At 71.4% G+C, this 11,358-nt stretch carries 8 protein-coding genes and 2 tRNA genes; 2 read left to right on the forward strand and 8 right to left on the reverse strand.

Translation table 11 applies throughout. The features are described 5' to 3' along the window. Positions 1-123: 123 nt before the first annotated feature. Positions 124-615, forward strand: coding sequence for a MarR family transcriptional regulator (locus tag AB0472_RS05485; protein ID WP_366353621.1), 492 nt, complete (start codon positions 124-126; stop codon positions 613-615). Here the strand turns inward: AB0472_RS05485 and AB0472_RS05490 are convergent. From AB0472_RS05490 to AB0472_RS05525, 8 genes are all read right to left on the reverse strand, one after another. Then, on the reverse strand, positions 584-1,429 hold the full coding sequence (locus AB0472_RS05490) for an AAC(3) family N-acetyltransferase (RefSeq protein ID WP_366353622.1): 846 nt from the start codon (positions 1,427-1,429) through the stop codon (positions 584-586). The two genes, AB0472_RS05485 and AB0472_RS05490, sit on opposite strands and share 32 nt — an antisense overlap. A gap of 121 nt (positions 1,430-1,550) precedes the next feature. Next, positions 1,551-5,555, reverse strand: coding sequence for an FxSxx-COOH system tetratricopeptide repeat protein (gene fxsT, locus AB0472_RS05495; RefSeq protein WP_366353624.1), 4,005 nt, complete (start codon positions 5,553-5,555; stop codon positions 1,551-1,553). Continuing rightward, positions 5,552-6,727 (reverse strand): FxsC protein, encoded by a 1,176-nt coding sequence (fsxC, locus tag AB0472_RS05500; protein WP_366353625.1) that lies wholly within the window; start codon positions 6,725-6,727, stop codon positions 5,552-5,554. Before fsxC ends, fxsT begins: the two co-directional genes overlap by 4 nt. 236 nt (positions 6,728-6,963) lie before the next feature. Beyond that, complete coding sequence (locus AB0472_RS05505; protein ID WP_366353626.1) at positions 6,964-8,397, reverse strand: HEXXH motif-containing putative peptide modification protein; 1,434 nt, start codon at positions 8,395-8,397, stop codon at positions 6,964-6,966. Further along, the gene (locus tag AB0472_RS05510; RefSeq protein ID WP_366353628.1) at positions 8,394-9,545 is read right to left on the reverse strand and encodes an FxsB family cyclophane-forming radical SAM/SPASM peptide maturase; all 1,152 of its coding nucleotides are present in this window, start codon (positions 9,543-9,545) and stop codon (positions 8,394-8,396) included. The genes AB0472_RS05505 and AB0472_RS05510 overlap by 4 nt, the downstream gene beginning before the upstream one ends. A gap of 42 nt (positions 9,546-9,587) precedes the next feature. Beyond that, on the reverse strand, positions 9,588-9,767 hold the full coding sequence (fxsA, locus tag AB0472_RS05515; RefSeq protein ID WP_366353630.1) for an FxSxx-COOH cyclophane-containing RiPP peptide: 180 nt from the start codon (positions 9,765-9,767) through the stop codon (positions 9,588-9,590). Between the two features lie 423 nt (positions 9,768-10,190). Next, positions 10,191-10,263: transfer RNA gene (locus AB0472_RS05520), tRNA-Arg, on the reverse strand. Positions 10,264-10,448: 185 nt separating this feature from the next. Beyond that, positions 10,449-10,539: transfer RNA gene (locus AB0472_RS05525), tRNA-Ser, on the reverse strand. Between the two features lie 169 nt (positions 10,540-10,708). Between AB0472_RS05525 and AB0472_RS05530 the strand changes: the two genes are divergently transcribed. Further along, the gene (locus tag AB0472_RS05530) at positions 10,709-11,140 is read left to right on the forward strand and encodes an SSI family serine proteinase inhibitor (RefSeq protein ID WP_366353632.1); all 432 of its coding nucleotides are present in this window, start codon (positions 10,709-10,711) and stop codon (positions 11,138-11,140) included. Positions 11,141-11,358 lie beyond the last annotated feature (218 nt).

The following is an 11,358-nucleotide window of genomic DNA, read 5'->3' on the forward strand; positions in this document are numbered from 1 at the left end:
GGCAGCGGAAACACCCAGTCCGACGCGAGGGCGACTAGAATCCCTCACCGAGTGAGAAATTTACTCCCCATACCTCTCACGCGCTAAGGGAATCTGCGGATCCGCACGGAGACGGGAACAACGATGCACGGCAAGCCGCGACCGCCCGCGGACCCGGCCCGGGCACTGTCCGCCATGGACCACCTCATCGCGGCCCACGTGATCGGCCGGCAGGAACTGGCCCGGCGGCTCGGGCTGAGCATCGCGGACCTCACCTGCTTCGCCTTCGTCCTGGAGGCGGGCGACGCCCTGCTGACCGCGGGCGACCTGGCCGCCCGCGCCCACGTGACGACCGGCGCGGTGACGGGCATCCTCAACCGCCTGGAACGCGCGGGCTACGTCACCCGCCGCCCCGACCCCGACGACCGCCGCCGGGTCCGGGTCGCCGCGGTCCCGGAGGCCGTCACCCGCGTCGAGGCGGTCCACGCCGGCCACCACGCCCGCCTCACCGAACTGTTCGCCGACTACACCCCCGACGAACTCGCCATCCTCACCGACTGGTTCACCCGTGCCACCGCACTGGCCCACAGCTGTCCGGAGAAGCTCAACAGGAACGACCCGGCGGAACCCTGCTGAGACCGCCGCCCGGCCGGTGTTCGACCAGCCACCTCTCCGCGTACGCCACGGCCGGCGCGAGGTCGAACAGCAGACTGTCGGCGGCCCCCACCCGGCCGCGGGTCACCGGACGCTCCGGCAGCGACGCGTAGGAGCGGCCGAGCGCCGGGAAGTCCGACGCGTCGAAGTCCACGTCCCGGTAGCGGTGCCAGCGCCGTCCCTGCGGGCCGTCGGCGACCGCACAGCCGTACAGGCGGCTGCCGCGGCCCGGCACCCGGTACTCGGCCAGGTGGAAGGCGGTGCACACGGAGTAGCCCACGCCCAGCAGCAGGATGCGGGCGCCCAGTTCCTCGAGGCGGGCGAGGGGGGAGTCCTCGCCCAGGTGACAGTCCAGGGCGTGCCCGGCGGTGATCCGCTCGGCCGCCGGGCCCAGCGCCGCGAACGAACTCTGCGGGTGGCCGCTGCGCAGCGCCCCGGGGCGAGTGCGCACCTCCTCCGGCAGCACCCCGACCCGGAAGCTCGGGGTTCGCTCGCGGTCGAAGGCGGGCAGGGTCGCGCGCAGCCGGGGCCACTCCTCCGCCGGCACGGCATACCCCCGGGTGACGGGCCAGCGGGAGGGGTCGGAGTTGTCGGGAGTCTGGGTGTAGACGACGAGGGTGCCGTCCGGACCCAGCGTCTCCAGCAGGGAGTCGGCGACGGTGGACGCCCGCCCCCGCACCGGCCCGACGGCGCTCAGGGACGCGTGCACGAGCAGCGTGTCCCCGGACCGGACTCCCAACGCACGCAACTGGGCCACGAGTTCGGCGTGGTCGAGGGGGCTGTCGACGGCGATCACCCTGACTTCCCGGAGACGGGACCGAGCGGTTCGTCAATGAGGACTGGAGAAAGTGGAGTTGACGCGGAGGTGCCGTGGCCGCCCCGGCGCCGAGCCGGGGCGGCCGCACGCACGGCCGGGCTCAGGTCGGCGGCATCTCCAGGTCGAAGTCGATCCGCTTCCGGTCGCTCATCACCCGGACCAGGGGATGGTGCGGCCCGAACTCCCGCTCGGCGGCCAGCACCGCCCCGCGGACGCCCTGGGCGGTGTTGTCGTCCCCCATCAGGCTGCGGCCGAGGGCGACGTTGTACTCCGCGCACAGCACCCGGGGGTGGTGGTTGCGGTAGTGGGCGCGATAGGTCTCGCGGGCCTCCTCGTCCTGGGCCAGCGCCTCGTCGTACCGGCCCAGCGCGGACAGCACACCGGCCCGGTTGGCGCGGCAGGCGACGGTGGCGGGGTGGGAGGCGCCCAGCCGCTCGACGAGGAGCGGGAGCGACTCGTCGGCGAGTTCCATCGCCGGCTCGGTCTCGCCGCGGTTCCTGAGGATGGCCACCAGGTTGGTGGCGGCCGACAGGGTGAAGGGGTGGTCCGCGCCGAGGCGCTCGCGGTAGCGCTCGAAGTTCTGCTTCCCGAGGTCCACCGCCTCCGCGCCGCGGACCGGGTCCACCAGCGACAGGGCGAGCAGGTCGCAGGCGAGATTCGCGGTGCACGACATGGTGTCGGGATGCGCTTCGCCGTAGCGCTGCCGGTACACGTTCAGGGTGGACCGCGTCAGGGCCTCCGCCTCGGCGTAGTTGCCGAGGCGGCGCTGGGTCACCGCGAGGGACGCGTCGGTGCGCAGCACGTCGTCGGACTGCTCGTCCTTCAGGATGTTGACGAACCGCTTGCGGATCTCGATGAGCAGGTCGAGGGAGCCCTGGTAGTCCCCCGTCTCCCGGCGGTCCAGCGCCACGCTTCCCGCGAAGGACCAGGTGAGCACGTGCTGGAGCCCCAGTGCCTGCCGGGACCGCTGGTAGGTCTCGGTCGCGCGTTTCAGGGCGTCCGCGGACCTGCCGGCCAGGATGAGCGAGACGCCGAGGTTGTTCGCGGCCCGCAGGGTGTCCTCGTGGTCCACGCCGAAGTGCTGGCTGTTCAGGTAGAGCTGGTAGGTCCTGTCGTCCTCGTCGTAGGCCTCCTGGTAGCGGCCGAGGCCACGCAGGTCGGCGCCGTAGTTGCGCGCGGTCACCAGGGTGTAGCCGTCGTCCTCGCCGAGCTGCGCCCGCTGACGCTGCAGGGTGTCGGCGTCCAGGGCGTGGGCGTCCCGGTAACGGCCCTGGGAACGCAGCGGGTTGGCCACCTGGGCGGCCAGCCGCAGCCTGAGGTGGTGGTCCGCGCCGAGGGAGTCCGTCCAGATGTCGAGCGCCTTCTGCCCCAGCGCGGCGGCCGCCCGGTGGTCGCCGATCCGCCACTGGTTGCGGACCTGGCGGATGACCCACTCGCACACCCGCGCGTCGGTGTTGGTCAGCGCCTCGGAGGGTTCCAGGTGCGGCAGCAGCTCGGCGAAACGCTGCCGGACGGTGACGCTGTCCTCCGCGAGGGAGGCCGAGGGCAGCGCTCCGGCCAGCACGAGCTGTGCCTGGCGCCGCGTGCGTTCCTCGCGCTCGGGGTCCTCCTTCAGCCATTCGCGCACCGCGGCCTGGACCAGTCGGTGCACCTGGATGGAGCCGCTCTGCTGGTCCACCGTGGCCAGCGCGTACCGCCCGAGGTCCCGGATCAGGTACCCCATCACCATGGGGTCGAGCACGGACTCGTCGCCGGTCTCCTCGGCGAGCCGGTTGCGCATGGCGTCGCTGTAGAGGAGGGAGTGCGCGATCGGCTCGGGTGACAGGAAGGCGCACAGTTCGAGGAGCCGGACCGCCGCGGGCCGCTCGTTGCCGAGCCGGTCGACGGTCAGCCGCCAGACCGCCAGCAGGGACTCCTGCTGGCTGTCACCACTGCCGCCGGTGCCGCCGGTGCCGCTCAGCACCGTGCTGACCCGGCTGTTGACCTGTTCGAGGTAGGTGTCCAGGGGCATGGCGGTCTGCCGCAGCCAGGCCGCCGCGAGTTCCATGGCCATCGGGAAGTCGCCGAGCGTCTCGGCGATCCGGTCGGCGTCGTCCGCGGAGAGTCCGTCCACCCTGCGGCGCAGCAGGGCGATGCTCTCGGACCTGTTGAAGGCGTCGACCTCCACGGCGGTCTGGTTCTCCTCGTGGGGCGACCGCCGGGCGGTGAGGATGACGTGTCCCGGCCCCTCGGCGGGAAGGTACCGCTCCACTGTCATGTCTACCTCGTCCCGGTCCTGGGTCTCTCCGTTCATGCCCTGGTTCTCGGTGATGTTGTCGAAAACCAGCAACCAACGACCATGATCTCCGTTTTTCAGCGCTGTCACGGTTGCCTGGGCACGTTCGTCGACCGTGTCGCCCGGAATTCCCAGTTCCAGTCCGAGTTCCGCGAGGAGCTGCGGAATGCGGTTCGGCTGTTCGGCCGGAACCCAGTGCACGAGGTCGTACTGCGAACCGTACCGGTGGACGTACTCCTGCGCGATCTGGGTCTTTCCGATCCCGCCGAGGCCGTACAGGAAGACCCTGCCGACCGGTGTTTCCGCGCGCAGCGATTCGGAACTGAGTTCGGACCGCAGCCGGTCCAGCTGTACGTCGCGGCCGGTGAAGGCGTTGTTGCGGCGGGGCACGTTGAAGATGCGGGGGGCCAGACCCGGATAGGTGAGCCCGTCTCCGACCTCGGCGGCCGGCGCCTCGAGTTCCAGCAGGCCGAAGAACTTGCTGAGCACCTGCGCGGCGGACACGTCCACCAGGGTGAATCCCGGCAGCCCGCGCAGCGCCGGCTCGGGCTGATGCTCCCGCGTGCGCAGCCCTATGATCCTGGGCCCTTCGGGAGCCGCCGCCAGAGCGCGTACCTCGTCGGCGACCGGCGTGGTCGCGAAGTCGGGCGACAGCAGGGCCACGACCACGTCGGCACCGTCCGCCGGTCCGCTGGACAGCGGCACGGAGGGGCTGCTCCCGCGCAGCGACACGGCGATGCCCACGGCCTGCAACTGGGCCGCGATCCACTCCGCCCAGGCGCCGTCGCGCAGCGCGTAGTCGACCCGCACCCGGGGCACCAGACGGCCGCCGGGTACCGGCACCCGCTGGAAGCGGGCGAGCAGCTGCCTGCGCACCGGCTCCTCGACCGGCCGCAGGGCCGTCACCTGACCGTCCGTGATCACCGAGGTGAGGCGTTCGTAGGCGCCCAGCAGCGAGGCGGGCTGGCGGGGCGTGTCCGCGACGGTGGCCAGCACCTCCTCGTAGGCGAAGAACGGCTTGTAGGGGATCTCCACCGCACCCCAGTAGCCGTCGGGGTCCGCGGCCCGCGGCGTGTCCTTCAGGAACTCCTGGAACCGCTGGCGGGCATGGCCCCGGCTGATCACCAGCTTCTCCTGCTCGGCGTCCTCCACCCGCATGGGCACGGGGAGGATCTTGACGTGCGGGACCGTGCGCCGAACGTCGCCGGCCACGCTGGCGCTGCCGTCCACCGACTGGGTGTTCAGCGTGAAGCAGTCGACCATCACGTCGGGCATGACCATCGTGGTTATGCCGGAGGTGTCGCTCCAGCCCGTCCGGCTGTCGATCAGGGCGTAGTCGTAGTTGCGCCGCATGTCCTCGCGCAGGGCGTGCAGGAAGGCCGCGCCGCCCCGGCGGTCGTAGAACCCCTTCCAGTCGTACGTGTTGATCGTCTCGGAGTACTCGGGGGTCTTCCGCCCCGGGGAGACGAAGTCGACGTAGCCGCCGCTGTCGAAGCTCCACGCCAGCGTCGAGGCGAAGCGCTCCACCCTCGCGTACGGGCTGTAGTCGCCGTCGGCGGGCCTCGGCCTGGCCAGGTCGAACCCGCGGATCAGGTCGATGAGACCGGGCGTGGAGTCGAGTTCCGGGTCGCCGAGGAAGGGGGCGAAGTAGCGGTGCAGCCCCGGAGCCTCCAGGTCCCAGTCCATCGCCAGCACGCGTTTGCCGTTGCTGGCCAGGATCCAGGCCACGTTCGCCAGGGCCATGGTGCGGCCGGTGCCGCCCTTGAACGAGTAGAACGTGACGATCGTGCCGGACTCGCGGGTGCCGGCGTCACCCGAGTCGAACGTCATGAGGAATACCTTCCGAGCAGGGGAAACGTGCGGAGACCTTCGGCCGGCGTGGCCGGTGACCGAACGGGCTCCACGGACTTGAGCGCCTCGTTCTGGAGGCGGATGAGGACCTTGCGCAGGGAGGAGGTGAAGCTCTCCGCGTCCGGCAGCCCCCAGCGGTCGTACTCGCTGTGCTGCCCGCGCATCAGGGGGAGCGTGCGGTCCAGGAGTTCGTCGAGGGTGACGGTCTGTTCGAGGGACTCGGTGTCGTCGCGGGACCTGGGTTCGAGCGCCGTGGTCGCGTCGGGGCTGCGGTCGTCGACGGCCGCCAGCAGCAGGCGTTTCTCCCGCCGCAAAGCCGCCCAGGCGTCCACGAGGAGCACGACGAGCTGCTCGGGGGCGCCTTCCCCGCTGATCCGGTCGACGGTCTCCTGGTCCAGCGGCAGCACGGTCGCGGTGAAGTCGAGGGCGGTGGCGGTGTTCTTCACCAGCGCGACCAGTGCCTCGTGCTCCCCCGGAGCGTAGGGCGACCAGTCCAGGGCCGTCTTCCCGTAGTACTGGCTGGAGCGCCGCTCCTCGGGCAGGTCGTCCTCGGCCGTGGACGCCACGACGAAGCTCACCGCCTGGCCGCCGGCCGGAACGGGCGCACCGAGGGGGGAATGGCTGCCGGCGGCATCGAACCCGTGCACCTCCGGAAGCTGTTCGGCGGCTACGACTATGCGGTCGGCGGTGGCCCTCAGCACCTCCTCGTAGTCGGACCGGTAGCGCGCCTTCAGCCGCAGCAGGTGCAGCAGCCCGTCACGCCGGTAGGCCTGGGACCGCACGCCGAGGGGCGGGTACGGGAGGACGGCGTCCAGTGCGTGCGCCGGGTCGGGCTCCCACATGACGGGGACGACCGCGTCCGCACTGTGCCCGGTCCTGGACCGCTGCATGTTGAGGCGCCGCTGGAAGTAGGACAGCTCGGCCCGGCAGTACGACTGGCTGAAATAGCGGGGCGAGTGCAGCACGACCAGGACGGTGGACCGGCCCAGCAGATCCACCGACACCTCCGACGAGTGCGGCTGCCCACGGACCCCCACGACGTCCGGGGAGCGTCCCGTGCGCTGGGCCACGACCCGGCAGAGGTCGTGAAAGAACGACGCCACCCACTCCTCGTCGACGGTGCGAACGTGACTCAAGTAGAAGTGGCTCACGATGGCTGCTCCATTGGCGCAACGCGGTCCCGGGGCGAGCCGGACCGGCGGACGGTCCGAGTGGTTGCGGGGCACACTCCGCGCGACTCGTCACCACCGGCACCACGTCGATGTTTGTTCCGGACATGGCGAAAATCTGCTGATGCACCCGGGCCACGCGGTCTCGCCGCTCGCTGCGCGTTCGCGGCCTTCCGCCGCGCCGTCGCGTTTCCGCCCTGCCACCGCGTCCTCATATATCAGCCCGCCCCCGGTGTCGTTTCGTCGGACGTCTTCCCACCGCACCCGGCCGTGCCACGGCCCGGGCCCGCCACGCCCTGTACAGGGGAGGAAGCGCCGCGCCTTCGCGTCAGGTTCGGCGCCTGCCGCGACGCCACCCGAACGGGTGGGGGACCACTGCGGCGCAGGGAGGGTGGCGGACGCACCGGGAAGCCGCAGCGCGCCGCCTCGTCCGCCATGCTCGCGACGAATCGGGCCCCGACGGGCGTGAGTGCGGGATGGACTTGCAGGATCCCCAGGGCGTCCGCGACCTGCCGCCCGTAGTGGTGCAGACGCGCCCGCGCGGCACGGGCCTGCATGCCGCTCAGCTCCCGGTGGCGACGGCGCCAGAACTCCAGGAGCGCCAGATGCGCATGGGTTCCCGTGAGCACGGACCCGACGGGGCGGGCGTCCTCCCGCCAGCCGACCTGCTGCAGTGTGCGGTCCCCGGGATCCGCGAGATCGACCAGATCGGCGAGGGCCCCGAAAGCGATGTGCGCACTCTCGTGCGCGACCGTCTCGGCCAGCCGTACCGGATCGGTGGTGTAGGAGGCCGCGATCGCCCCGTAGGCCTCGCGCGCCGAGGAACTCACCCCCCGCCCGGTCCACGGCGGCCGCAGCGGCACGAGCGCCCTCCACAGGGCGGCGCAGGACGCCGCCCGTTCCGGGACGAGGCGGGTCACCACGTCCCACGCCGAGGCCACCGACACCTGCCAGGCACGCAGTTCCGCGGCCGTCTGGCGGGGCAGCACCGGATGGCGGTGCGCGTCCCGGTAGGGGTCCGTGTCCTCCAGGACCACCGACAGCGGCGGCGCGTCTCCCGGGGGCGTGGCGGTCAGGGGACGCGGGGCGCACAGGGCCGGGTCACCGGGGGCGGGCTCGTCCCGCTCCAGCAGGGCCACGGACCGCCCGGCGAGCTCCAGGACGTCACCCCGCAGCCGGACCTCCCGCGTGTCCTCGGCCGACCGGACGCTGCCCAGCGTGGGCAGCCAGACCAGGGAGCCGGGTGCCGGAAGGGCGAGGTGCGGGCGGAGTCCGGCCCGTAACGCGGCGGCGGCCGCCAGACCGGTCAGCCTGGCGCATTCGGCGGCCGCCCGGTCGGCGGCACTCGGGTCGTCCAGGTCCCGCAGGCAACGGCCCAGCCAGACACCGACATGGGGGTGGAGCAGTACGTCCTCGAAGGCCCGGACGTCCGTGCCGCGTGCCCGCAGGCACAGCTCCCAGGCCGCCGCCCCCCAGGACTCCCAGAACTCCGGCATGCCGCTCCGGGCCGCGTCGGCGACGCTCATCAGCATCAGCAGGCGCCGGGAGACCTGGCCTTCCCGCAGGACCCGCAGGGCGGTCGGGGACGGCCGGCAGGCCGCCAGGCCCGCGAAGTCCTCGACGGTCATGCGCAGGGGCGCCGGGGCCGTCACGACCTGCTCCCGAGCAGGGCGCCGGCGTCGGCCACGACGCGGTCCCGGATCCGGGTGATGAGCACGCGCAGGTCGGCGCAGTACACACTGGCGTTGGCGAAACCGTTGTCCGGGCGGAAGCGGTGGGCACGGAGGCCGCCGCCGCACAGCCGGACGACCTCACAGCCGCGGCACACGTCCGCGAGCGCCGCCAGGCCCCCGCGGCGGGCGTCGGCCACGGCCGGGTGCCGCGCGGCGGTGTCGAAGTCGTGGGCGAAGATGTCGAGACCGGTGGCCGCGCCGCCGTCCTGTGTGACCTTCAGGGAATCGGATAACTCGATCGTCCCGTCGGTCTCGACCACCAGGAAGTCGGTGTCGGCCAGCCCCGTGCTCTCCGAGCGCACCTCACCGCCGAGCGCGAGGTCCACGAGATCCTCGAACAGGCGGACGCCGGTCTCCTGACTCGGTGCTGTGTACCACCTTTCGAACACCGCCAGGAGCCAGTTCGCATACGGTGTGCGATCCGGGTCGTGGCCGGGCGGGGGGTGCTCCCAGGTGGCGTGCGGCAGCAGGAAGTTGACGGCCGGCGGCTCGTGCGCGAGCAGCGACTCGAAGACGTCGAGCGGCGGGTTGTCCAGGTCCACCGTGCAGAGCAGGCCCGCGAACAGCGCCTTGTTCTCGGGTCTCCTCAAGAGTTCCAATCCCCTCTGGACGGCGGCGTGGCTGCCTCGCCCGTTCCTGGCACGCCTGTGGCGGTCGTTGGCCTCGCGACCGCCATCAAGACTGACGCCCACCGAGACCCCGTGTCGGCGGAACAGGTCCATCCATAAGGGATTCAGAAGAGTCGCATTGCTCTGCACGGAGATATCACACTCAGCCGTGTCGTGGAGCTCCAACTCCAGTACGTCCAGCAGGTGTTCGATTCGCGACGGGCCGGCGAGCAGGGGCTCGCCCCCGTGCAGGGTCACCCGGACCCGGGGCAGGGCGTGGCGCCTGGCGTGCTCGGCGATGCGGCGGGCCAGCTGGTCCGCGGTCCCGGGGGCCATGACCGTCGGTTTGTGCCGCCAGCTGTGATCGGCCGTCTCGTACACGTAGCAGTAGTCGCATGCCAGATTGCACGGCTGGGCGACCTTGACCACCCATTCGACGAAGGGGTTCGCATCACGCACGTGCCACCTCCTGCCACGCGGTCCCCGCTGTCTACGCACCCATCAGAGCGCCGACGTGAACATGGACACGTCCACTGCGCGATGCTCCAGAGTGTCCCGCCGAACCCGCCGTATGGACCGGCCAAGAGCGTTCTTTGGCAGTTCCTCCAGATCCAGATTCGCGGAACCGCTGAGGTTCACCACGTCGAAGTCGATCTCCACGTCAGCCGCTGACGTCTCCATGAACCCCCCGTGCTCCTCGCCCCGCGGACCTCGGCCGGTGTTCCGAACCCCGCGGATGTCAACCTGCGTCGGGCCGCAACCGGCGGCGCCGGGCGCCGGGTTGCGGAAGAGGTAGCGCTGTCCAGTTCTCGTCTCAGGGAAGCACACGGATCAATCGAGGGCCAGCACGCAGGGGCCGTCGGCCCGGGTGCGGCCTGATCTCATCGGCCCTGGCCTCAAGTCCTCCGGAGCGACGTGACGTCCCCGGCGGTTCCACCCCACGTCACCATGAGCCTTCCCCTCTTCAGGGCGGTGTGACCCATGACGGCGGGCCACACCTGGGCAAAACGTCTCCGGGGGGGGGCGGGGCGGGTGGCAGCCCGGAGGCCAGTCGGCCACCGGAACGCCAAAGGCCCCGGAGTGATCCGGGGCCTTTGATCTCTGTGCACTCGGCAGGATTCGAACCTGCAACCTTCTGATCCGTAGTCAGATGCTCTATCCGTTAAGCTACGAGTGCTTGTTGTTTTGTTTTTCTGTCCCCGCTCCCGGCCCTTCCGGCCCGCTCTCGGCGACAGGAAGAACATTACATGACTGCCGCCGCCATGTGAAATCCGTTAGGCGCACCCCTTGTGAGCTGCGGAAACGTCCCGAACGCGAATCAGGGAGCCCAGACCTGAACGGTTGGACTCCCTGAGTCGGATGCGGAGGCGGAGGGATTTGAACCCTCGATGGGCTTTAAGGCCCAAACCGCATTAGCAGTGCGGCGCCATAGACCGGACTAGGCGACGCCTCCAGCACAGCCGCCCGCGTGAGCGCGAGTGGTGCGTGCAGATGATGACACAGTCGAGCGTGCTGTCACCAATCGGCTCCCACGGTACTAGGCAGCCGGGCCACAGGGCAAAGCCCTCCCCTCCGGCGGGGGCGTCGCGCAACGTCCGGCCGGGGTGCGCGTTGGGCAGGACATGTCGCACTTCGCCGTGCGGGGCGCCCTCGGGGCCGTCGCCGCCGTCCTCGGATCCGTACCCGCCCTGCCCGCCTCCGCCGCCGTCGCGGGCGACCACCTCACCGTCACCGTCCGCCACACCGGGAACGGGCGGGACGGGACGTACGAGCTGTCCTGTCACCCCGGCGCCGGCAGCCACCCGGACGTGGCCGGGGCCTGCCAGGTGCTGGACCGGAACACCCGCTGGGGCCGGGACACCTTCGCACCGGTCGCCCCGGGCACCGTCTGCACCATGCTCTACGGCGGCCCGGCCACCGCCCGTGTCACCGGGACCTGGGCCGGCCGCCCGGTCGACGCGACGTACGACCGCAGCAACGGCTGCGAGATCGGCCGCTGGGACCGGCTGGTGCCCCTGCTCCCCGATCAGGGCACATCGGGTGATCCCGGCTGACGTACGGGCCTCGGCCGCCAAGGGCGGGCACAGGCGCCGCACGGGCGCGGCCCCGCTCCCGCAAAAGTCTCGCGAAGGTATGGCGGAGGCGAGGCGTGTCGGTCACATGTTCGCCGTCACTTCGTCGTGCGACCTCCCTCTCATCCGGCGTCGCGAGCGCAACCGGTGCCTTTAGACTCCCTCGCGTGACACGCCGCGGGCCGGTTGGCAAGATGGCC

It is taken from the genome of Streptomyces sp. NPDC086777 (genome assembly GCF_040702065.1).
In the GTDB taxonomy this organism is placed as follows: domain Bacteria; phylum Actinomycetota; class Actinomycetes; order Streptomycetales; family Streptomycetaceae; genus Streptomyces.

What these genes read in the sequence shown, in the direction of transcription:
- AB0472_RS05485 (WP_366353621.1), top strand. Translation starts at nt 124, where the DNA reads ATGCACGGCAAGCCGCGACCGCCCGCGGACCCGGCCCGGGCACTGTCC.
- fxsT (WP_366353624.1), bottom strand. Translation starts at nt 5,555, where the DNA reads ATGACGTTCGACTCGGGTGACGCCGGCACCCGCGAGTCCGGCACGATC.
- fxsA (WP_366353630.1), bottom strand. Translation starts at nt 9,767, where the DNA reads ATGGAGACGTCAGCGGCTGACGTGGAGATCGACTTCGACGTGGTGAAC.
- AB0472_RS05530 (WP_366353632.1), top strand. Translation starts at nt 10,709, where the DNA reads ATGTCGCACTTCGCCGTGCGGGGCGCCCTCGGGGCCGTCGCCGCCGTC.